22 protein-coding genes and 1 tRNA gene are annotated in these 21,659 nt (G+C 69.0%); 5 read left to right on the top strand and 18 right to left on the bottom strand.

All coding sequences use genetic code 11. The features are described from left to right. Positions 1–64: 64 nt before the first annotated feature. From ACXJ3V_RS04395 to ACXJ3V_RS04365, 7 genes are all read right to left on the bottom strand, one after another. Entirely contained in the window at positions 65–460 is a 396-nt protein-coding gene (locus ACXJ3V_RS04395; RefSeq protein ID WP_457099043.1) for a nitroreductase family deazaflavin-dependent oxidoreductase, read from the bottom strand. Positions 461–580: 120 nt separating this feature from the next. Then, positions 581–664: transfer RNA gene (locus tag ACXJ3V_RS04390), tRNA-Tyr, on the bottom strand. Positions 665–784: 120 nt separating this feature from the next. Then, positions 785–1,699, bottom strand: coding sequence for a carbohydrate kinase family protein (locus tag ACXJ3V_RS04385; protein WP_457099042.1), 915 nt, complete (start codon positions 1,697–1,699; stop codon positions 785–787). Beyond that, positions 1,696–2,196: an FBP domain-containing protein gene (locus ACXJ3V_RS04380; RefSeq protein WP_457099041.1), complete on the bottom strand. Its 501-nt coding sequence runs from the start codon at positions 2,194–2,196 to the stop codon at positions 1,696–1,698. The genes ACXJ3V_RS04385 and ACXJ3V_RS04380 overlap by 4 nt, the downstream gene beginning before the upstream one ends. A gap of 57 nt (positions 2,197–2,253) precedes the next feature. Then, positions 2,254–3,174: a sugar ABC transporter permease gene (locus ACXJ3V_RS04375; RefSeq protein ID WP_457099419.1), complete on the bottom strand. Its 921-nt coding sequence runs from the start codon at positions 3,172–3,174 to the stop codon at positions 2,254–2,256. A 34-nt stretch (positions 3,175–3,208) separates the two neighbouring features. Continuing rightward, positions 3,209–4,834: an ABC transporter permease subunit gene (locus tag ACXJ3V_RS04370; protein WP_457099040.1), complete on the bottom strand. Its 1,626-nt coding sequence runs from the start codon at positions 4,832–4,834 to the stop codon at positions 3,209–3,211. A 90-nt stretch (positions 4,835–4,924) separates the two neighbouring features. Next, positions 4,925–6,157, bottom strand: coding sequence for a sugar ABC transporter substrate-binding protein (locus tag ACXJ3V_RS04365; protein ID WP_457099039.1), 1,233 nt, complete (start codon positions 6,155–6,157; stop codon positions 4,925–4,927). A 260-nt stretch (positions 6,158–6,417) separates the two neighbouring features. Here ACXJ3V_RS04365 and ACXJ3V_RS04360 point away from each other — a divergent pair, with 260 nt between their 5' ends. After that, on the top strand, positions 6,418–6,906 hold the full coding sequence (locus ACXJ3V_RS04360) for a YajQ family cyclic di-GMP-binding protein (protein ID WP_457099038.1): 489 nt from the start codon (positions 6,418–6,420) through the stop codon (positions 6,904–6,906). Between the two features lie 147 nt (positions 6,907–7,053). Here the strand turns inward: ACXJ3V_RS04360 and ACXJ3V_RS04355 are convergent, their stop codons facing one another. The 5 genes from ACXJ3V_RS04355 to ACXJ3V_RS04335 all read right to left on the bottom strand — a co-directional run bounded on the left by ACXJ3V_RS04355 (position 7,054) and on the right by ACXJ3V_RS04335 (position 12,004). Then, entirely contained in the window at positions 7,054–7,953 is a 900-nt protein-coding gene (locus ACXJ3V_RS04355) for an endonuclease domain-containing protein (protein ID WP_457099037.1), read from the bottom strand. A 246-nt stretch (positions 7,954–8,199) separates the two neighbouring features. Then, positions 8,200–9,588, bottom strand: coding sequence for an FAD-dependent oxidoreductase (locus ACXJ3V_RS04350; RefSeq protein ID WP_457099036.1), 1,389 nt, complete (start codon positions 9,586–9,588; stop codon positions 8,200–8,202). Between the two features lie 67 nt (positions 9,589–9,655). Then, complete coding sequence (locus ACXJ3V_RS04345; RefSeq protein WP_457099035.1) at positions 9,656–10,711, bottom strand: polyprenyl synthetase family protein; 1,056 nt, start codon at positions 10,709–10,711, stop codon at positions 9,656–9,658. Positions 10,712–10,720: 9 nt separating this feature from the next. Continuing rightward, positions 10,721–11,443 carry a bifunctional demethylmenaquinone methyltransferase/2-methoxy-6-polyprenyl-1,4-benzoquinol methylase UbiE gene (ubiE, locus tag ACXJ3V_RS04340; RefSeq protein WP_457099034.1) on the bottom strand — a complete coding sequence of 241 codons (723 nt, stop codon included), beginning with the start codon at positions 11,441–11,443 and terminating at the stop codon, positions 10,721–10,723. 9 nt (positions 11,444–11,452) lie between these two features. Further along, positions 11,453–12,004, bottom strand: a complete 552-nt coding sequence (locus ACXJ3V_RS04335) for a DUF402 domain-containing protein (RefSeq protein WP_457099033.1) — start codon at positions 12,002–12,004, stop codon at positions 11,453–11,455. Positions 12,005–12,029: 25 nt separating this feature from the next. Here ACXJ3V_RS04335 and ACXJ3V_RS04330 point away from each other — a divergent pair, with 25 nt between their 5' ends. Genes ACXJ3V_RS04330 through ACXJ3V_RS04320 form a run of 3 tightly spaced genes read left to right on the top strand, consistent with a single transcriptional unit; the run spans position 12,030 to position 14,676 of the window. Further along, complete coding sequence (locus tag ACXJ3V_RS04330) at positions 12,030–13,325, top strand: isochorismate synthase (protein ID WP_457099418.1); 1,296 nt, start codon at positions 12,030–12,032, stop codon at positions 13,323–13,325. Further along, the gene (locus ACXJ3V_RS04325) at positions 13,322–13,678 is read left to right on the top strand and encodes a TIGR04076 family protein (protein WP_457099032.1); all 357 of its coding nucleotides are present in this window, start codon (positions 13,322–13,324) and stop codon (positions 13,676–13,678) included. The genes ACXJ3V_RS04330 and ACXJ3V_RS04325 overlap by 4 nt, the downstream gene beginning before the upstream one ends. Continuing rightward, positions 13,675–14,676, top strand: a complete 1,002-nt coding sequence (locus ACXJ3V_RS04320; RefSeq protein WP_457099031.1) for an LLM class flavin-dependent oxidoreductase — start codon at positions 13,675–13,677, stop codon at positions 14,674–14,676. The genes ACXJ3V_RS04325 and ACXJ3V_RS04320 overlap by 4 nt, the downstream gene beginning before the upstream one ends. A gap of 205 nt (positions 14,677–14,881) precedes the next feature. Here the strand turns inward: ACXJ3V_RS04320 and ACXJ3V_RS04315 are convergent, their stop codons facing one another. The 5 genes from ACXJ3V_RS04315 to ACXJ3V_RS04295 form a co-directional block, all read right to left on the bottom strand. Next, positions 14,882–16,558 (bottom strand): DUF885 domain-containing protein, encoded by a 1,677-nt coding sequence (locus ACXJ3V_RS04315; protein WP_457099030.1) that lies wholly within the window; start codon positions 16,556–16,558, stop codon positions 14,882–14,884. A gap of 199 nt (positions 16,559–16,757) precedes the next feature. Continuing rightward, positions 16,758–17,579: an ABC transporter permease gene (locus ACXJ3V_RS04310; RefSeq protein ID WP_457099029.1), complete on the bottom strand. Its 822-nt coding sequence runs from the start codon at positions 17,577–17,579 to the stop codon at positions 16,758–16,760. Beyond that, positions 17,576–18,610 (bottom strand): ABC transporter ATP-binding protein, encoded by a 1,035-nt coding sequence (locus ACXJ3V_RS04305; RefSeq protein ID WP_457099028.1) that lies wholly within the window; start codon positions 18,608–18,610, stop codon positions 17,576–17,578. The genes ACXJ3V_RS04310 and ACXJ3V_RS04305 overlap by 4 nt, the downstream gene beginning before the upstream one ends. A 57-nt stretch (positions 18,611–18,667) precedes the next feature. Beyond that, positions 18,668–19,552 (bottom strand): permease prefix domain 1-containing protein, encoded by an 885-nt coding sequence (locus tag ACXJ3V_RS04300; protein ID WP_457099027.1) that lies wholly within the window; start codon positions 19,550–19,552, stop codon positions 18,668–18,670. After that, the gene (locus ACXJ3V_RS04295; RefSeq protein WP_457099026.1) at positions 19,549–19,914 is read right to left on the bottom strand and encodes a PadR family transcriptional regulator; all 366 of its coding nucleotides are present in this window, start codon (positions 19,912–19,914) and stop codon (positions 19,549–19,551) included. The genes ACXJ3V_RS04300 and ACXJ3V_RS04295 overlap by 4 nt, the downstream gene beginning before the upstream one ends. Before the next feature lie 81 nt (positions 19,915–19,995). Between ACXJ3V_RS04295 and ACXJ3V_RS04290 the strand changes: the two genes are divergently transcribed. Beyond that, the gene (locus ACXJ3V_RS04290; RefSeq protein ID WP_457099025.1) at positions 19,996–20,754 is read left to right on the top strand and encodes a class I SAM-dependent methyltransferase; all 759 of its coding nucleotides are present in this window, start codon (positions 19,996–19,998) and stop codon (positions 20,752–20,754) included. A gap of 6 nt (positions 20,755–20,760) precedes the next feature. On the opposite strand, the gene ACXJ3V_RS04285 is transcribed toward ACXJ3V_RS04290, so the two are convergent. Further along, positions 20,761–21,624 (bottom strand): polyphosphate kinase 2 family protein, encoded by an 864-nt coding sequence (locus ACXJ3V_RS04285; protein ID WP_457099024.1) that lies wholly within the window; start codon positions 21,622–21,624, stop codon positions 20,761–20,763. Positions 21,625–21,659: the final 35 nt, after the last annotated feature.

Genomic DNA, 21,659 nt, shown 5'->3' with positions numbered 1-21,659 from the left:
ACGATCCCCACTCTCTGCGAGTCCCGGCCCGCACGCTCATCCTGGCAGACGGTGCAGGTCGGCCCTACTCCCTGGTCAGCACGATGGCGGCCGGAAAGCGCGCGACGATCGGGTGGAAGAACGGCCTCGCCAATGCGGCGGCCTCCGCGGCCTCGACGATGCGCGGGCTGATGGTCTGCAGCATCCGTCCCTTCCAGGTGATCGGTGCGCCGCCCGCCGCGACGATGTTCCGGGCCCAGTTGGTCCTCGGCCCCCAAGGGAGTCCGATGAGGATGACGTCCGCTCTGGTGGTCGGCACGACAGCGACCGGCGTCTCATAGGGGGTGCCGCTCCGGCGGCCGCGATGGTGCACGACGGCCCACAGCGGAAACCACCGCCGGCCGGCGAACGCCCGCGCCATCGGCGCGGTCGCGCGCAGCACCCATCGGGGCGGGCCCGACTGACCGGCGAGTTCGCTCATGTTTCCAGCATCCGCCACATCCGCGGGAATGTCTCGGAGTCGGATGCCGCACCCGGCGCTGTGGGATTTCCGAAGCACCCGTAAACGACGGAAGCGCCCCACGAGGGGGCGCTTCTTTACTGGTGGCGAGTGAGGGATTCGAACCCCCGAAACTTACGTGTCTGATTTACAGTCAGATCCCTTTGGCCGCTTGGGTAACTCGCCAGTCGCGCACCCGCCCGGCTTTTTCAGTCGATCGGAGGCGCGATCAGCAATCTTACCCTTACTCGCGCGCGCCTCGAAATCGACGCCGGCCGACCACACGACGGCCGTCGACAGCAGGGTTCAGGTGCCGATGCGGTCGAGGTCGAGGTCGCCGATCGCCGAGGGAAGGCGCAGCAGCGCGCCTTCGAATCGGCAGGTCGCTGCCGCGACATCCATCGCCCGTTCGAGCGCGTCCCCCCACCCGTCAGCGTCGCGGGGGGCGTTGCCCCGCACCGCCGCGATCGCGGCCGCGAAGGCGGCGTCGCCGGCGCCCATCGTGTCCACGATCCGACCAGGAAGCGACGAGATCGGTCGGGTGACGACATCCGTCCCCGACTCGATCGTGGCGCCCGCCGACCCCTGCGTCGCGAGCACCGCGGCTACGCCCAGGTCGACGAGACGCGATCGCAGCGCATCGAGGGGTTCGCCGTACAGCAGCGCCGCTTCGTCTTCTCCGACTTTGACGAGGAATGCCCCGGCCGCGAGCGCCTCGAAACCGCGGACGAACTCGGCGCGATCCCGCATCATCCCCGAGCGCGGGTTGGGGTCGATCGCGAGCGGAGCCGGGCCGCGGACGACCTGGGCGAGTTCGAGGGTCTGCGAGACATCGTCGAACGGGAAGCAGCTGACCGCAACGAGTCCGGCATCGGCGATCGCGGCCCGTTCGGCATCCCCGAAGTGGATCTTGCGGTTCTTGGCGGCGTCGTTGAAGACGTAGACGGGCTCTCCCCCGCCGCTGCGGGTGCTGACCGCGCGAGACGACCCATGCGTGGAGGGGGTTGAGATCAGGCCGACGCCGTAGTCCTCGAGGTAGGACCGGATGTGGGAGCCGGCCTCGTCGTCGCCGACCATCGCGATAAGGGTGGCAGGCACTCCGAGTCGGGTCAGCCCGACGGCGACGTTCAGGGCGGCGCCACCCACGAACTCGCGGACTCCGCTGTCGTCGCGCAGCTCGTCGATCAGGGCAACGCCGATGACGACCACCGGTCCGGTCATATCCTGCTCCCCGCGGACTCGAGGACGGACTCCACGAAGGCCTCTGCCCGTCGCGTCGTGCCGTCGATCTTGCGGTCGACGCTCGCCCGCACCTCGTTCGGTGCGAGGGGCGCGGCCAGACGCACCGTCTCGTGACAGGAGAGGTCCGCGCAGATGTAGGTGCCGATGCTGTCGCCATGCGATCCGGCGGTGCCGGACTTGCGGGCGGTGAACAGCGAGACCTGATCGGCCGGCTGCATCGTGTGGCACACGTTGCACATCGCCGACCGGGCGCGCGATGTGCCCTCCGCGGCACGCAGGACGACACCGACGGGCCGTCCGCCGATCTCGGCGATGACGTAACCGCGGCCGCGCGCGCGAGGATCGCGCCAGGCCAGGAAGTCGAGGTGGTCCCAATCGGTGATCAGGAAATCGCTCGGAAGCGCCATGAGCCGAAGCTCATCGTCGGCGGCATTCACGAACGAGGTACGGACCTCTTGTTCAGTCAACGGGCGCATCGGACCTCCTCGCCGTTTCCCGACAGTCTACGAACCGCACCCCCGCTCGGCATCCGTCTACTTGACGGCGCCGGACGTCAGACCGCCCACGATGAAGCGCTGCAGCGACAGGAAGAGCGCCATCGGAAGGATGGCGGCCAGGACCGCCCCCGCTGCGAAGACACTCCAGTTCTTCGACTGGGCATTCGAAACGAACTGGAAGAGGCCGACCGAAAGGGTCTGCTTCTCCGGATCGATCAGGATCACGGAGGCGATCACGAACTCGCCGAACACCGAGATGAATGACAGCAGCCCGATGACCGCGAGGATCGGGGCGACGAGCCGCAGGATGATCGTGAAGAAGATGCGCGCGTGTCCCGCGCCGTCGATCTTCGCGGCCTCGTCGATGGATGCCGGCACGGTGTTGAAGAACCCGTACATGAGGTAGGTGTTCACGCCGAGCGCCCCACCGAGGTACACCATGATCAGACCGATCAGGGAGTTCAGGCCGAGCGCGGGGAAGACATCGGAGATGGCCGACATGAGCAGGAAGATCGCGACGAACGCGAGCAGCTGCGGGAACATCTGCACGAGCAGCAGAGTGAGCAGTCCGAAGCGCCTTCCGGTGAACCGCATCCGCGAGAACGCGTAGGCCGCGAGTGCGCAGAGGAACACCGTCCCGGCGGCGGTCGTGAGCCCCACTACGAGGGTGTTGACCCACCACGCGGCGTACGGGTAGTTCGGGTCCTGGAACAGCGCGACGTAGCTGTCGAAGCTCACGTTGGAGAACAGCGAGTTCGCGGTGAGCAGCGTTCCGCCCGGATTCAGCGACGCCGAGAAGACGTAGACGAGCGGGAAGATCGCGAACAGCAGCACGACGATGCCGACGATGTGCCGCCACCCTGTCTCGCGGAACCACTTCGGGAAGGGTCGACGGGGAAGCTTCACCTTCTTGCCGTCGGTGCGCTCGAAGACCGCCGCGTAGTCGACGGCTGTCATCTCCGGTACCGTGCCGGCGGACTCGACGCTCATGTCAGTTCAGCTCCTCGAGTGCTTTGGTCTGTCGGAACGCGATCCACGAGATGGTTGCGACCACGACGAAGATGATCACTGAGAACGCGCTGGCGAGCCCATAGTCGCGTTCCGAGCCCACGAACGCGACTTTGTAGACCATCGAGATGAGGATGTCGGTCTGACCGACGTTGATCGACGCGTCGGGGAACCGCGGACCGCCGCGTGTGAGGAAGTAGATCAGGACGAAGTTGTTGAAGTTGAAGGCGAACGACGAGATCAGCAGAGGCGCGACCGACACCAGGAGCAGCGGGAACTTGATCAGTCGGAAGATTCCCCACGGCCCCGCGCCGTCGACCCTCGCCGCCTCGAGGATGTCGTCCGGAATGGACTGGATCGCACCCGTGCAGACGAGGAACATGTACGGGAAGCCCAGCCACAGATTGACGGTCAAGATCGCGATCTTGGCAAGCCATGGGTCCTGCAGCCAGGGTATGGGCGCGCCGCCGAAGAACCACTGGTTGATGATCCCGAAATCCTGATTGAACATACCGGCCCAGACCAGGGCCGTGAGGAACCCGGGGAACGCGTAAGGCAGGATGACGACGACCCGGTAGAACCGCCTGCTCTTCATCCTGGGGTCGTTGAAGACGATCGCGAGGAAGAGTCCGAGCGCGAACGTCGTCGCGACCGAGAGGATCGCGAACACGAACGTCCAGACGAGCACGTACAGGAACGGACCTCGGATCGACTCCTCGGTGAACGCGGTGATGTAGTTGTCGAGACCGACATAGACCTGCCAACCAGGGAGCAGTTCGGTGCCGTCCTCCGCGGTGAACGCGCCCGTACCGATGTCGCTGTAGACGACTCCCGTCGTCGTGTCGGTCATCGTGTCGGCGACGGGGTCCCATTCGAGACTCGAGACGAAGATGTAGGCCGTCGAGCCGTCCGTGGTGCGCAGGAACCCGTCGTTAGGGTCCTCCGAGACGGGGACCGCGAGCGCCGCGATCTCGGTCTGATTCGCAAGGATCCCCGAGAAGTCGAGGGTCGTGTACCCGTCGACAGCGACAGCCTGGCCGCCGTCCATGGTGGCGTCGACCTCGGCGAGCGGGTCTTCGGCACCGCCCAGCTGAGCCTGACCGTCTTCATCCGTCACGAGGAAGAAGAAGGCGCCGCCCTGTTCCAGGATCTTGACGGGGTAGGCGGGCGAATCCTCCACGCGACTCTGCGACTGGAGGAGGAGCGCGTTGACCGCGTCGTCCTTGCTCGAGTTGTGACCCGATCCGAAGTTGGTCAGGGAGATGTAGACGGTGTAGACGATGAGGAAGATCTGAAAGACCAGCAGGAAGAGGATGCCGGGAGTCAAGTATTTCGCCGGCAGCAGGCCCGGCCAGAGGTAGACGAAGTTCACCGCGACGACGACGACGGCGATGATCAGCGGCGTCAGCCAGTCGCCCTGGGCCAGCAGCAGGAAGATGCCGTAGACGGCGAGCGCGTCGATGACGCTCAGCGACACGATCTTGACGAGCCAGACCTTCCATCCGGCGCCGGCCGCCTCGGCGATGGCGGCCGCGCGCTTCTGCTTGCGCAGAAGGGCCTTGTCGGCATCGTTCGCGGGCCGCTTGTCTTCGACCATGGGCCCCGTCATCGTCGGCTCCTGTCTGGGGCTGCGCCCGCATAGTTGTGAGAGTAAGTGATGGGGCGGCGCCCGACCAGGCACCGCCCCACCGCGCCCCGACTATCCGTCGATCTTGGCCTGGATGTCGGCAGCCATCTTGGTCCAGGTGCTGGCGGGGTCGGCCCCGCCGATGATCGCCGCCTCGGCGATGCCCCAGGCCTCCCACACGGATCCCATCTCCGGGATGCTGGGCTGCGGCGCACCGTTGGCCCCGACCTCACCGAATCCCTTCGTGATCGGGTCGGACTGCGCCTTCTCGTATGCGGCCTTGAGCGCCGGCGGGCGGTTGCCCGCCTCGTAGAGGGCGGTCTGCACGTCCTCGCGCGCCATGTAGTTCACAAGGAACTCGTTCGCGGCGAGAGTGTTCTCCGACTTCGCGCTCAGGTAGAAGCCCTGCACACCGACGAACGGACGTGCCACCTCGCCCCCCGCGGTCGGGATCGGGTCGATCGCGATGTCGATGCCCTTGGCCTGGGCATCCGCCACGTTCCACGGCCCCGTGATGATGAACGGCGTCTCACCAGAGTTGAAGGCCTCTTTTGAGAGGTCCTGCGTCAGGTTGAGGTTGACGGTGCCCGCCGCGCCCTGCGCGCCGAGCCAGCTCGCGTAGGCGAGTCCGGCGTCGTCGCCGATCGTGAGCTTCGAGCCGTCATAGGTGCCGTCGGCGTTCTGCGCGAACACCGAGTTGCCGAAGGAGGTCTGGAACCCGTAGAGGTGGTACGGGTCCGCATTCTCCGGGTCGAGGCCGACCACGAAGGGGTATTTGGTGCCTGCCGCCGTGCCCGCCGCGATCATGTCATCGAACGTCGCGGGAGCCTCACTGGCCAGCGCGGTGTTGCGCATGAGCGCGATGTTCTCGATGGCGTAGGGAAGGCCGTAGACCTTGCTGTCGTACGAGAAGGCAGAGACGGCGACGTCCAGGAAGTCCCCCGCCTTGTTGCCGAGCTCGATGGGCGCTACGAGACCGTCCTGCACGAAGGCGCCGAGCCAGTCGTGTGCGCCGATCGTGATGTCGGGACCTTTGCCGGTCGGGACCTGTGCTGTGAAGTCGTCTCGGATCTTCGCGTTGTCCTTGACGACCAGAGTGACGTCCACGCCGGTCTCGTCCTCGAACGTCTTCACGATGTCCTTGAGCGCGTCAGCACGGTTCTGGTCGACCCAGACGGTCAGCTTGCCGGACATCTCAGGAGCCGACGAGGCCGACCCTCCGCCGCCGGCGCAGCCGGCGAGTGCCAGCATGCTCCCTGCGATGAGCGCGCCGAGTGCGAGCGCGCTCTTCTTGTTCACCTTCATTGGTGTGCCTCTCCATAAGGGGACGAGCACGGTCCCGGTCGGCACCTCGATGCCTTCCAACACCGTCTTCCTGCTCGCGATTGCAAGCGCGTGCAGTTCACCACACTCCATAATTCGACCAACACTTTGGAGTCTGATTCGATACGTGTTCGTGACCTGTTCGCGCATCCGCTCGACCGCCCTGCCGCCCGCGGCCCGCGTGGCCGTGCACGTCGGAGCGGCCGGGCGCGGCATCCGTCCCCGGCGGTAGACTCGCCGGCATGGCCGACGCATCCTTCGACATCGTCTCAAAAGTTGATCACCAGGAGGCGGACAACGCCCTCAACCAGGCCCGGAAAGAGGTCGAGCAGCGCTACGACTTCAAGGGCACCGGGGCGTCGATCGACTGGAGCGGCGAGGCGATCCTCATCAAGGCGAACACCGAGGAGCGGGCCAAGGCCGTCCTCGACGTGTTCCAGTCGAAGCTCGTCAAGCGGGGCATCTCGCTCAAGAGCCTCGAAACGGGCGAGCCGGTCGCAGGCAGCAAGGAATTCCGCATCACATCGACGCTGAAGGATGGCATCTCGCAGGAGAACGCCAAGAAGATCGGCAAGGTCATCCGCGACGAGGGGCCCAAGACGGTCAAGTCGCAGATCCAGGGCGATGAGCTCCGTGTGCAGTCGAAGAGCCGCGACGACCTCCAGGAGGTCATCCGCATCCTCAAGGCCGCCGATCTCGACGTCGACCTGCAGTTCGTCAACTACCGCTAGCGCGCGCCCCCGGAAGGGTTCCGGATGCCGCGCCCCCGCGTGGCCCGCAGGACTCCACTCCCGTAGCCGAGGAGATTCGCACTTCCGAGGACGCTTCGACCTCTCGGCATCCTGAGCAATGCGAATCTCCTCGGGAGCGAAGCGCGATCACTGCTCCTTGGGCGCCCGGTGCAGGCCCTGGGCGACAGCACGCATGATCTGCTCCTGAACGTGCGGCCAGCCGTGCACGACGGCCTGGTAGCCGACGCGGATGACGTGGTAGCCGAGCAGCATGAGCTGGGCATCGTGATCGATGTCGGCGGTGCGCTGTGCGCCGACGTGGTGCGCACCGTCGATCTGGAGCACGAGGCGCTCGCCGATCAGGAGGTCGACCCGATGCCCGGCGATCCACACCTGCCGCCTGAGCGGAAGGCCCATCCACCGCAGCCGCGGAACCACCATCGTCTCGAGGCCTGAGTCGGAGTAGATCTCGGCTTCTCGCAGGATCCGCCGGGCTGCCGGGCCGAGCGGCAAGGCTGCGAGCCCCTCCTTCGAGACGAGCTGCTGGCGAAGGGCCGACTCCCATATTGCGAGTGCGCGTTCGTATGGCTGACAGGCCGCCACCGCGGCAAGGACATTCTCGATCGGGTCGACCAGCTGCCCGGGCGCACGCGCGATGAGGGGGCGCGACCAATGCACGACCACCTTCGTGGCGGTCGTCACCCGGCTGGATCGAGGGTCGGCCCCGACGTGGTGACGGTCGTCGTCTGCCAGAACCCACAGCCCGAGCCGCTTCGCCTGGGTGACGCAGGTGAGCACGACCCCGCGGTGCGCAGCAGCCACCAGGAACCGGTCAGCTGCTTGCAGCGCGACCCAGCCGCGTCGCACCCGCTTCAGCGCCCCGATCTCCAGCGCCTTGTGAAGAACCCAGCGACTGTGGCCCGCATCCACGATCTTGGCCACTGTGACGACCCCACCGTTGTCCCGGACGAGGGAGCAGAGGCGCTCGATGTCGGTCGACGCTTCGGTGGACGGGTCGGTGTGCAGGTCGAGCTCAGGCCGCGGCATCCGTCGATCCTGGATCCGTCGCCACAATCACGCATCGCTCGGCGGCGAACTGTGGAATGACCCGCCGCGGCCGGCGGCGGGGAGGATCGTCCGCCCCGCGTCGCCGCGTTGCAGCCGAGGAGATTCGCACTTCCGAGGATGCCCGTTGGGCAATTCATCCTCGGTACTGCGAATCTCCTCGGTTGTGCGAGCAGGTGAGAGCGAGAGCGGACGCGCGGGAGCGGATGCCTCGGCCCGAGGCGCCCGCTACTTGCTGCGGGAGATCGACACCATCTCGTCGCGGGGCACGACCTTGATGCGCGCACGGCCCTCCGGCTGACCGAGGGCGATCTCGTGCTCATCGAGCGAGTGCCAGCCTTCGAGGTCGGTCCAGGTCACGCCGCGCGACTCGAGGAGCGCGGGGATCGACGCCTCGGACGGGTCAGCGGGCTGCCACCACGATCCCTGGTCGTTGATGACGTGGCGGATGGTCTCCATCGCGTCCGACTTGGTGTGGCCGATCAGCCCGACCGGGCCGCGCTTGATCCAGCCGGTCGCGTAGACGCCGGACACGCGCTCGTTGTTGTCGTCGCGCAGCACCTGACCCTCGTGGTTGGGGATCACGCCGTGCTTCTGGTCGAACGGCACACCCGGCAGCGGGGATCCGAAGTACCCGACCGCGCGGTAGATCGACTGGATCGCGACCTCGCGGATCTCCCCGGTGCCGACGACACCGCCCTCGCCATCCGGACGCGTGCGCTCCCACCGGAAGGCGGACACTCGCCCGCTGTCGTCGGTGACGACCTCGAGCGGCTTCGCGTAGAAGTGCAGGTGCAGACGGCGTGATGCCCGCTCGCCCGGCTCCGCCGCGGCGTAGTTGTTGGCCGACGGGCGCTTGCGCCACGACTGCAGCACCCGGTCGATCACCATGACCTGCTTGTTGCTGGCGATCGCCGCCCGGGAGGCGTCGTCGTAGTCGAAGTCCTCGTCGTAGACGATCGTGTCGACGTCGCGCATCTCGCCGAGTTCGCGCAGCTCGAGCGGCGTGAACTTCACCTGCGCCGGCCCTCGGCGCCCGAACACGTGCACGTCGGTGACCTGGCTGGCAACGAGCCCGCGGTGCACATTGTCCGGGATCTCGGTGGGAAGCAGATCCTCGGCGTGCTTGGCGAGCATGCGCGAGACGTCGAGCGCGACGTTGCCGTTGCCGATCACCGCGACCGACGAAGCGTCGAGGGGCCATTCGCGCGGCACGTCGGGATGCCCGTCGAACCAGCTCACGAAGTCGGCGGCACCGTAGGAGCCGACGGCGTCGATGCCCGGAATGTCGAGGTCGGTGTCGCGGATCGCACCGGTGGAGAAGATCACCGCGTGGTAGTGGTGCTTCAGATCGTCGAGCGTGATGTCCTCGCCGAAGCGGACGTTGCCGAAGATGCGGATGTCGCCACGGTCGAGCACTTCGCGCAGGGCGGTGATGATGCCCTTGATCCGCGGGTGGTCGGGGGCGACGCCGTAGCGGACCAGCCCGTAGGGCGCCGGGAGCTGCTCGAACAGGTCGATCGAGACGTCGAACTTGCGCTCCGCCTTGAGGATGATGTCGGCGGCGTAGATGCCGGCAGGCCCGGCGCCGACGATCGCGAGTCGGAGCTTGGTCATACGGGTCCTTTCGAAGTCACCCACCGCAGACATCGCGAGAGCGAAGGCCGCGGCGCGGTGAGCGGGGTCAGCTGGAGCGGTCTGCGACGGCCTCGGCGAAGCGGGTGAGCGCCTCGCGCACCGGTCCGTCGGGAATCGGGGCGAGGGCGTCGATCGCCTCGCGCGACCACTGGGAAGCGAGGTCGAGGGTCGCCTTCGTGGCGTCGTTGTCGCGCAGCGCGGCGAGCGGCTCATCGAGGATCGCCGGGTCGGCACCGTCGGCGATCTGCGCGACGCCCTCGTCGATCGTGGTGCGCAGCGAGACGGATGCCGCGTCAGTGCGCTGCCCGAGGAGCAGGTAGGGCATCGTGGGCACGCCTGCGCGCAGGTCGGTGCCTGGCACCTTGCCGGTCTCGTCCGGGTCCGCGGAGAGGTCGATGACGTCGTCGAGCAACTGGAAGGCGACGCCGGCCTTCTCGCCGAAGATGAAGATCGGGGCCTCGAATTCGGCCGGGCCGTCGCTGAAGATCACACCCGCCTGTGCGGCCGCCGCGATGAGCGATCCGGTCTTGTCCGCGAGCACCTGCAGGTAGAACTCGACGGGGTCCTCCCCCGGCTGCGCCCCGACGGTCTCGTGCATCTGGCCGAGCACGAGACGCTCGAAGGTGTCGGCCTGCAGCCGGATGGCGCGGTCGCCGTAACGTGCCATGATCTGGCTCGCCCGGGAGAACAGCAGATCCCCGGTGAGGATCGCGACGCTGTTGCCCCACACCGCGTGCGCGCTGGGCACGCCGCGGCGCTTGTCCGCGGCATCCATCACGTCGTCGTGGTACAGCGATCCGAGATGGGTGAGCTCGAGAGCGGCGGCACCGTCGATGACGGCCTCGGTCGCTCCGTTGCCGAGCTGGGCGGTGAGCAGGGCGAGCATCGGCCGCACCCGCTTGCCGCCCGCGTCGTAGAGGTAACGACTGGTGGTGTTCGCGAGCGCGTCGCTGACCTGGAGTTCGTGGCGCAGCGTCTCGTCGACCCGTTCGAGGCCGTCTTCGACCACCCGGATCAGCTTGCGGGCCCGTGGCCCCGCGAAGATGCGATCGGAGAGGCCCAGCTTGCTCGCAAGTCGAGGGCCTGGCATCGACGGAGTCACGATCACAGCCTACCCGGCGGCTTTGCGGGCGCGGTGGAGGGCGACGATGCCGAACGAGAGGTTGCGGTACGCGACATCCGTCCACCCCACCGTGCGGATCCACGAGCTGAGCGTCGGCTGATCCGGCCAGTCCTTGATCGACTCATTCAGATAGTCGTACGCCTCGGCGTTGGAGCTGACCGCCTTGGCCACCGTCGGAAGGATCCGGTTGTTGTAGAAGCGGTAGAGACCGTTGAAGGCCGGCGACGGCGGGTGCGAGAACTCGCAGATCACGAGCCGCCCGCCGGGCTTTGTCACCCGCAGCAGCTCGGCGAGCGCCTTCTTGGGCTCGTTGACGTTGCGCAATCCGAACGACATCGTGACGGTGTCGAACTCGGCGTCGTCGAACGGCAGGGCCGTGGCATCCGCTTCGACGAAGGAGAGATTCGAGGTGCCGCGGTAGCGGCGACGGCCCTCGGCGATCATGCCCGGCGAGAAGTCGGCCGCGACGATCTGGGCTCCGCTGCCGGCGAGCGCGATCGAACTCGCACCGGTTCCGGCGGCGAGGTCGAGGATGCGCTGCCCTGCGCGTGGGGCGACCGCCCGCGTCGTCGCTACGCGCCAGAGGCGGTCGTTTCCGAGGCTCAGGACGGTGTTGGTGCGGTCGTAGCCGCTCGCGACCTCGTCGAACATGCCGCTGACCCGCGCCGGATCCTTGTGCAGGTCTGCGCGGTTGGGCTCGTGCTCGGTCACCGCTCGAGTCTAGAGGGCGGGTCGATCGGCCGTGAGTTCGGCGAGACGCGCGAGCCAGGCATCCGTCGTCCGCGTGTCGAACGGCGCCGCCCGCGCGGTGACCCGCCGCTCGAGGTCGAGCGTGACGGTCTCGAGATGCTCGACGATTTCCTGCGGGTAGCCGTACTGCACCCGGTGCTCGTCCCATTCGTCGCGGTCGTCGATGTAGATGCCGCGATCCTCGTGCTCGACGACGTCGAGGTCCATATCGATCCCGCGCGGCTCGCCCGCTTCCCATCGCAGGTCCCAGGCGAGGTCGATGTAGATCTTCGTGCGGGCGGGGCTGGCGTTGTGCGTGAAGGCGAAGTCGCCGCTCGGCGGGACGAGGGTGACATTCGGATGCCGCGGCACGACCTCGCGCCCTGGCCGGACGCTCGACCAGCCGGGGAGCTGGCCGAGCCAGTCGCCCCACTCGTCGGCGCCGAGGTAGATGCACTCGTGCAGCCAGTGCTCGCCGCCGTCCCACTTGCGCCACCGGAAGGTCAGCGGCGTACCCGGCGCGGGGCGGGGCTCGTCGATCACGGTGCGAGTCTAGGGTGGAAGGGTGATCGCAGAGCTCCGTCCGCCGCGTCTGGTGGCCGAGACCCGCGAGATCGATCACATCGACGATCTGCTGCTCTACGCCGACCCCGACGACCCGCTCGCGTGGCTGCGCCGGTCGGACGGAATCGTCGGGCTGGGCAAGCCCGTCATCGCGATCACCCGCGGTGGCACCGCCGACGATGCCCCGGTGACGGCAGGCGCGATCCCCGGCCACGCCGAGGCGTGGCGCTGGGCCACCTCGAACGCTGCGACCGACGATCCGGTGCGCCTCCCCGGCACCGGGCTGGTCGCGTTCGGCGCGTTCGCGTTCGACCCTCGATCCGAGCGCTCGAACCTGCTCGTGATCCCCCCGCTCGTGATCGGCCGCCGCGGCGGGCGCAGCTGGATCACCCGCATCCGCAACCTCGACGCCCCGTCCGCCGATCCCGCACTCGTCGAGACGCCGTACGGCCAGTACTGGTCGGCGACCCTCGGCCCCGGGTCGCTCGATCCGGCGGGTTACGAAGACGCCGTCCGCGCCGGGCTGACGGCCATCGCCCGCGGCGAGGTCGGCAAGGTGGTGCTGGCCCGCGATCTCGTGGGCACCGTCCCCGCCGGGGCCGACCTGCGCCGGCTCGCCCGCGCGCTGTCCACCGGGTACCCCGACACCTGGACGTTCGCGGTCGACGGTCTCATTGGTGCGAGCCCGGAGACCCTGGTGACCGTGTCGGGCGGTGCGGTGACCGCCCGCGTGCTCGCCGGGACCTTCCCCCGAGGGGCGGACGCGGATGGGGATGCCGCGGCATCCGATTCCCTCGCGCACAGCGGGAAGGACCTGAACGAGCACCGCTTCGCCGTGCAAAGTGTCGTGGACGCCCTCGCGGGCCACACCCGCACGCTGCAGGCGGACGCCGAGCCGTTCGTGCTCGAGCTGCCGAACCTCTGGCACCTGGCCACCGACGTCGCCGGCGAACTTGCCGACCACGCATCGGCCCTTGATCTCGTGGCGGCGCTGCACCCCACCGCGGCAGTTGCAGGGACACCGACGGATGCCGCGATCGAGGTCATCCGCCGCATCGAGCCGTTCGACCGGGGCCGCTACGCCGGGCCGGTCGGCTGGGTCGACGCCAACGGCGACGGCGAGTGGGCGATCGCCCTGCGCTGCGCCCAGATCGGGGGTGCTGCCGGTGGCCCCGAGGGCCATGAGACGATCCCGGTCGTCGCACACGCCGGTGCGGGAATCGTCGCCGGGAGCGACCCCGACACCGAACTGCTGGAGACCCGCGTGAAATTTCGACCGATCGTGGATGCGCTCGCATGACCGCGGATTCGGAATCGGCGGAGTCGCGGCATCCGGACTCCGCCGTCAGCGAGCTCTACGACCTGAGCGTGGTCGTCGAGCGCATCGAGGGGCGCTCGGTGTGCGGCATGAAGGTCGGCGACCACATCGATCTGGTCCAGAGCAGCCGGCTGTGCCTGCCCGACGGCGGGCATTTCTGCATGTACGCGCTGCAGGCGGTGCTGCCGCTCCTGCCCGCGAAGCAGCGCAGGCTGCCACCCGGAGACTGGCTGGAGCGGGACGACCTCGTCGCCTGCCCCGACCCCGAGGAGCGCCTGATCATGCGCGTGGTGCGCACCGGCATCCGCTCGATTCCGACGGATGAACTGACGTGACGCGAATTCCGGTGTCGCTGGGGCTGCAGACCGATAAGGCACCCGGCGAGTACGCGAAGCTCGCCACGCTCGCCGAGGACCTCGGCTTCGACGGCGTCAGCGTGTTCTCGGACCTGCTGTACCAGCCGCCGGTCGCGGCGCTGCTCGAGATGGCTTCGGCGACCACTCGGCTGCGGCTCGGCTGCGCGTGCTGGAACCCGTACACCCTGCACCCGTACGAGATCGCGGGGCAGTTCGCCGCGGTGGATGCCGCCTCCGGCGGTCGCGCGTATCTCGGGCTCGCGAAGGGGTCGTGGCTCGAGGCGATCGGCGTCGACGCACCGAAGCCGATCGCGCACCTGCGCGATGCGGTGGGGTTCATCCGGGCGCTCCTGGACGGTTCGGTTCGGGGATATGAGGGCTCGGCGTTTCGGCTGGAGCCCGGGGTTCGGCTGCGGTATCAGCTGGTGCGGCCCGACGTGCCGATCCTGCTGGGATCGTGGGGACCGCTGGGCATGACCCTCGCCGGCGAGGTGGCCGACGAGATCAAGGTCGGCGGAAGCGCGAACCCCGCGATGGTCGGGGTGGTGCGCTCCCGCGTCGACCGCGGGATCGAGCGGGCCGGACGTGCCCCCGGCTCGGTCGGGGTGGTGCTCGGTGCAGTGACCGTGGTGGATCGGGATGGGGATGCCGCGCGCGCCCACGCCCGGCGCCAGGTCGCGATGTACCTCGACGTGGTCGCCGCGCTCGACCCGACCGTCGAGCTGCCCGAGGACCTGCTGCCGGCGATCCGCGCGCGGCTCGCCGAGGGCGACGACGAGGGCGCCGGGCGCCTCGTCCCGCGGGACGTGCTCGACCTGTTCGCCTTCGCGGGCACCCCGGACGACATCGCAGCCCAGTCCCAGCGGCTCATCGCCGCGGGCGTCGACCGCATCGAGTTCGGCACCCCGCACGGCATCGACTCCGCGGCGGGGATCGAACTGCTCGGGCGCGAGGTGCTCCCCCAGCTCGAGGATTGAACGAGGACGGATGCCGCCACCTCAGCCGCGGCATCCGCTCGTCTGACGTTCCTGCGAACGTGGCGCGAGTTGTCGCCTCAGCTCAGGGGAAGCGACCATTCGCGACCCGTTCGCGGCGGGCCCGCCCGAGAAGGTGGCACATGTGGTCGCGTGGGCACAGGCGAGGCGACAATATGCGCCACCAACGCGGCCGGCACGGCTGGCGTCAGGGCCGGGTGAGCAGCGCGCGGAGCGGATCGAGGCCCATCGGGCCGAGGCCGAGGGCGTCGCGGTGGAAGTCGCGCAGCGAGAAGTCGTCACCCAGCTGCGCCGACCGTGCCGCGCGGGCCTCGTTCCAGAGCCGGGCGCCGACCTTGAAGGCGAGCGCCTGCCCCGGCCAGCCGAGGTAGCGGTCGACCTCGAACCCGGCGAGCGTGGGCTCGACCAGGGCGTAGTCGACGAGCATCCGCTGGGCGAGCTCGGGCGTCCACTCCCCTTCCGGCACGAGCGACCCCGCCGGGATCGGCCACCCGGTGTGCAGCCCGATGTCGGCGACGATGCGCACCGCGCGCCAGATCTGGCCGAGCACGAGTCCGAGCCGTTCGGCGGGGTCGCGGATCAGCCCGAGCTCGTCGGCGAGCTGCTCGGCGTAGTGCGCCCAGCCCTCCGCGTAGCCGTGGATGTGGCACAGGTGCCGCTGCCATGGGTGCAGGTCAGGGTACGACGCCGTGACGACGAACTGCAGGTGGTGCCCCGGCAGCCCCTCGTGGTGCACGCTCGACACCTCCTGCCAGGTCGCGGCGACCGGCACGCCGCTCGGGATCGTCCAGACGATCCGGCTCGGCGTGGACCCGTCCGGCGCACCGGGCGTGTAGTAGACCACGCCGGAGGCCGCCTCCGAGACGAGGCACTCGACATTCCGGATGCCGGGGGGCAGGTCGAACGCGGGCTCCAGTGCGTCGGTGGTCTCGGCGACGCGCTGGACGAGCCAGTCCCGGATCGTGTCGACGCCATCGAGGCGGTAGCGCGGGTCCACGTCGAGCCGGGCTGCCGCATCCCGGACAGGATCGTCCCCCGAGCCGCCGAGGTCCGCGGCGAGCGCGCGCGCTTCGGCGACGAGCCGTTCGAGCTCCGCCCACCCATAGGCATAGGTCTCGGCGAGGTCGACCCGGGCGCCCAGCATCGCGGCGGCAAGGTCCTGGTAGACCTCCTCGCCCACGCCGTCGACCTCGGTGGCGACCGGGCCGAGCTCGTCGCGGAGCAGGAGCACGAGTTCGTGCAGCGCGACGTTGATCTCGTCGGCCGCCGCTCGCACGCGGGGCCCTGCCGAGGCATCCGTCCCCTCGGCGATGGGGACCGAGCCGAACCAGTCCAGAGCGACCCACGACTCGACCTGTGCGGCGAGGGTGTCGAGCTGGCGAACGGGAGCGATGCCCGTGCCGGTGAACCGGTCCGCGTGATCGCGAGCCCAGCGCAGCGACCCGGCGTACTGCCGCACCGCGGCCGGCGCCGCCTCGAGCCGGCGCAGGAGCGCCTCTCCCGCGGCATCCGGAGTCACGGTCAGTCCCTCGATCGCGTAGCGGACGAGGTGCACCGGCGTCGCGAGACCGGCGACGAGTCGAGGCGTGAAGCCGGCGTCGAACAGCAGGCGCTCGCGCTCCAGCCGCTCGCGCAGGGCGGCGCGCAGCACCGGGTCGCCCGCATCCGGGGCGAGTGCGTCGAGCGCGGCGATCGTCTCGCCCTGCAGCTCGTACTTGCGCTGCAGCCACTCCAGGCCCAGATCGGGAAGGTCCGGCGTAGCGTCCGACCCGATCGCCTGCGCCGCATCAGGCTCGTGCCGGGCGAGTTCGGCGACATAGACGTCGGCGACGGCGTGGACGGGATCGGCTTGACGAAGGCTCACCGATCAAGCCTACGCACGGGAGCGACGGATGCCGCAGCCCCGGTCTCGCGCTGTCCAAAGCGCCATCCGCTGCCGCTTCAGCAGCGCGGCGATTGCTCGCGCTGTCGAAACCGCCATCCGCTGCCGTTGCTTTCGGGCGCGAGAGGCGGTTTCGACAGCGTGAGACGGGGTAGACCTTGCGTGAGGTCGCCGCGCTGGGTCAGATCGAGCGCTGGTACGCCCGGATCGAGCGCACCGCCCAGACGAAGGCGAGTGCCGCGAGCAGCGCGAGGCCGCCGGCCTGCCACCAGCCGTTGTCGGGGTAGGTGCCGCTGAGGCCGCCGCGGCCGAGCTCGACGGCCCACGTCATCGGGTTCCAGCGCGACACGCTCTGCACCCACTCCGGCATGAGGTCGGCGGGCATCATCGTTGTCGACAGGAAGGTCGCGGGCAGCACGATCAGCTGCGACAGGCTGATCAGCGCGATCTGGCTGCGCGCGCGCAGGGCGACCGCGGTCGAGGCGCAGCAGAAGATCGTCGCCAGGAGCGTCGCGATGCCCAGGGCCACGAGCATCCCGCCGATCCCACCGGGGTAGCGCGCGCCGGCCAGCCAGCCGATCCCGAGCACGACGACGGACTGGACGACATTGATGATCAGCTGCTGCGCGAGCTGCCCCGAGATGATCGCGGTGCGCGAGATCGGCGAGGTGAGGTACTGGTCCATGACGCCGGAGTTGATGTCGTCGATGTAGCCGGTGCCGGCCCACGCGCCGGAGTAAAGCACGGTCATCATCAGGATGCCGGGCACGAGGTAGTCGATGTAGCCCGCGCCGCCGAACTGCGGCAGCGCGCCGAGCGACGAGAACACCGACCCGAACAGCAGGATCCAGATGACCGGCTGCACGAGCGACATGATCGGGCCCCAGGCCTGACGCCAGGTGGAGAGCAGCCAGCGGCGCAGCACCTGCCCGGTCTGGGTGAACCAGCCCGCACGACGGGGGACGGCGGCGACCACGGGGCCGCCGAGGGTGAGAGTGGTCATGCTGCTGCTCCTGTCTGGGTCGCCTCGACGCCGGTCCCCGAGCTTGTCGAGGGGTCGCCGATCGTGTGTCCGACGAAGTGGAGGTACACATCGTCGAGGGTGGGGTGGGATGCCGCGACCTGACCGAAGCGGATGCCCGCGGCATCCAGCGCGGCGATGACAGCCCCGACCGCCGCGGAGGCATCGTCCGTGCGGGCGGCCAGGACGCCTTCGACCCCGGAGACCTCCACGACGATGTCGCGCAGATCCGCGACCCCGGCCACGGCCCGTCGCACGGCATCGGGATCGGGTTCGATGAGGCTCACCCTCAGCGAGTCGCCATGCAGCGCGGCCTTCAGCTCGGCAGGCGTGCCCTGCACGACGGCCCGCCCCTCGTCGACGAGCAGGATCTCGTGGGCGAGCCGATCTGCCTCTTCGAGGTAGTGAGTGGTCAGCACGACGGTGAGCGCCTCTTCGCCGGACAGCCGGCGGATCTCCGCCCACATCGTGGCGCGTGCCTCAGGGTCGAGACCCGTCGTGGGTTCGTCGAGGAACAGCACCTGCGGGCGGTGCACGAGCGCGGCCGCGACATCCAGCCGCCGCCGCATGCCGCCGGAGAACGTGCTGACGGGGCGCCGGGATGCCTCGGCCAGGCCGAACTCGTCGAGCAGCCGGCGCGCGCGCGACCGGGCGTCGGCGGCGCCCATGCCCCGCAGGCGGGCGGCGATCTCGAGGTTCTCGACCGCGGTGAGGAGCGGATCGGTGCTCGAGCCCTGGGACACATAGCCGATGGCCGCGCGCACAGCGTCGGCCTCGCGGGCGACATCGTGACCGGCGACCCGCGCCGTGCCGCCGGTGGGCCGCGAGAGGGTGGTGAGGATCTTGGTGGTGGTGGACTTGCCGGCCCCGTTCGGGCCGAGGAGGCCGAAGACGCGACCGGGCGGAACGGTGAAGCTCAGTCCGTCGAGGGCACGGACGGCGGGGCGCCGTCCCCGACCCGGATAGACCTTGACGAGGTTCTCGGCGACGATCGCCTGGTTGTTTTCAGGCATGGCGAAGCATCCCTTCCTTCTGATGGGTTGTGTGAGAGGAGTGGGCCGGCGGACCGGCTACGACTTCTTGGCGCCGAACATCATGCGGGCGAGCACCAGCATCATGACGGCGAAGCCGCCGACGAAGGCGAGCAGCGCCCACCACCAGCCGACCGTGAAGACCAGCGCGATCATGAGGGCGAAGGTGAGGATCCAGATGACCGCCGTGTAGATCCCGAACCGGGCTGCGGTCTCGGGCTCCTCCTCGAAGCGGTTGGGCGGCATCTGAGCGTCGCGCTGCGCGGCGACGACCCACGCCTTGTGCCGGTTGGTCTGCGTCGCTCCGAGGAACGAGACCAGGACGATGCCCAGCACGCCCGCGACCGCGGCCAGGACGACGACCCACATCGCGAGGATGCCGGTGAGGATGAGACCGGTCAGCCCGAGCCCGACCACGACGAGACTCGTCGCCAGGGCGAAGCCGGCGGCGCGCCTGCTCGGCATGGGATGGTCTGATGTCGTCTCCTGCGAGAGCGACGACCCCACGATCCAGCCTGCGCCGGCGGCGCCGAGCACCAGGATGGCGATCGTGCCGGCGACCGGGAGGGTCAGCACGCCCGTCGCGGCGAGTGCGACCACGATGAGCGACGCCACGGTGACGACCGACGCGACGACGACCCCGACCACGAATCCAGGTTTCGGGCGCACGTGGTGGCGCTGCTGCACCATCGCGTACGACTCCTTCTGCGCGGGAGCGATGGATCCTTCCAGCAGCTCGCGCACGTCGCCGAGCTCCGCGATCGCCTGGCGCGCGGCATCCGCTGCCGACAGGCCGGCGGCCTCGAGCTCGTCGGCGCGCGCGACGAGGTTGGCGCGCACCTCTTCCTTCAGGTCCTGTGCGTCGGGCGTCATCTCGATGCCGGCGAACGCCTCGTCGAGGAGACGATGGATGTCGGAGTTCATTGCTGTTCCTTCAGGTCGGTGCCCTTGAGATCCAAGAGAGAGTCGATGATGCGTCGGGTGGCGACCCATGCCGTCACCTTGCCGCGGTAGACCGCACGGCCGGCGTCGGTGATGCGGTAGTACTTGCGGCGGCCGCCCTGCGTCTCGTCGCCCCAGTAGGACTCGACGAGTCCGTCCTTCTCGAGCCGGCGGTAGGTGGCGTACAGGGTCGCCTCCTTGATCTCGTGATCACCGCCGGTCGCGTCGCGGATGGCTTTGTAGATCTCGAAGCCGTACTGGTCGCCGTGACGCAGGACGCCGAGCACGATCGTGTCGGTGTGTCCCCGCAGCAGATCCGCTGCGAACGCGTCTTCCTGTGTCATGACAAGTACTATATCACATCAAGTACTCGCTGACACAGTGATCTCTAACGGCTCAAACCCGGCGAGCGTAGACTCGCTGCCATGTCGTTCGATGTGGCCGCCGAGGCCTACGACAGCTTCATGGGGCGGTACTCCCGTCCGCTCGCCGCGCTGTTCGTCGAGAGCGCGCGCCTCCCCCGCGAGGGCCGCGCGCTGGACGTCGGCTGCGGTCCTGGTGCCCTCACCGAGCAGCTCGCCGCGCGCTACGGCGAGGCCGAAGTGGCCGGTGTCGATCCGTCCGCGAGCTTCGTCGCCGCGGCGGCCGCCCGCCACCCGTGGGCCGACATCCGCCACGGCGTCGCCGAGCACCTGCCCTTCGACGACGACATCTTCGTCGCGACGCTCGCCGAACTCGTCGTGCATTTCATGACGGATGCCGCGGCAGGCGCCCGCGAGATGGTTCGCGTCACGCGACCCGGCGGCGTGGTCGCCGCCTGCGTCTGGGACTTCGCCGGTGGCCGCGCCCCGCAGAGCCTGTTCTTCGCGGCCCTCGGATCCGTCGTGACGGGCATCGACGACGAGTCCCACAAGGTGGGCGCCCGCCACGGCGACCTGGGTGCGCTGCTCCGTGCCGCCGGCTGCGGGGCCGTCGAGGAGGGTGAGCTCACCGTGGAGGTGCGGTACGCCGGATTCGAGGAATGGTGGACGCCCTACACGCTCGGCGTCTCGCCCGCGGGGGCACAGCTGGCGGCACTGCCCGACCTGGAACGCGACGCCGTACGAGCCCGCTGCGCCGAACTGCTGCCGGACGGTCCGTTCACGGTGACCGCGACAGCCTGGACCGCACGCGGCGAGGTCTGAGCCGGATCAGGTGGCGGCGAGGCGGGCCTTCTCGGCGGCGATGTCGTAGGTGGCCACCGGCCACTGCGGGTCGATCTGCTCGAGGGTCTCGAGCAGCAGCGCCTGCACCGCAAGCCGCGCGAACCACTTCCGGTTCGCGGGGATCACGTGCCAGGGCGCGTAGTCGGTCGAGGTGCGCTCGAACACGACCTGGAAGGCGTCCATGTACTTCGGCCACCGCGCGCGCTCGTCGACATCGCCCGGGTTGTACTTCCAGTGCTTGTCCGGTCGATCGAGCCGCTCCGCGAGCCGCTCCCGCTGCTCCTCGGGTGAGATGTGCAGCATGACCTTCACGACGCGGGTTCCGGCATCCGTCAATCGCTTCTCGAAGTCGTTGATGGCCCCGTAGCGCCGTTCGATCTCCTCCGGCGGCGCGAACTCGCGCACCTTGCCGATCAGCACGTCCTCGTAGTGCGAGCGGTCGAACACGCCGATGAACCCAGGCTCGGGCACGCGTTTCTCGATCCGCCAGAGGAAGTCGTGCGCGAGCTCCTCCTTGGTCGGCTTCTTGAACGCGGTGAGCGAGATGCCCTGCGGGTCGACCGAGCCGACGACGTGACGGATGATGCCGCCTTTTCCCGCGGAATCCATCGCCTGCAGCACCAGGAGGACTCTGGCGTCGGTCTGCCCGGAGCGGCTCTCGGCGAAGAGGCGCTCCTGCAGCTCGTCGAGCTCTTCGACGCCCGATGCGAGGTCCTTGGCGCCGTGCTTCTTGCCGCCTGTGAATCCCGGCGTCGACTCAGGGTCGACGTCCGTGAGGCGGAATCCCGCCCCCACGCGCAGCAGCTGTGCGGGGTCGCCGGTCCAATGCTTCTGGCTTTTCGCAGTCATGGGCCCATCTTGCCCCTGCCGGCCCCCGCGCGTGC

The organism is Microbacterium sp. P5_E9 (genome assembly GCF_054049175.1).
The sequence above is the reverse complement of the archived record's forward strand: the minus strand, read 5'-3'. Positions and strand labels throughout refer to the sequence as shown.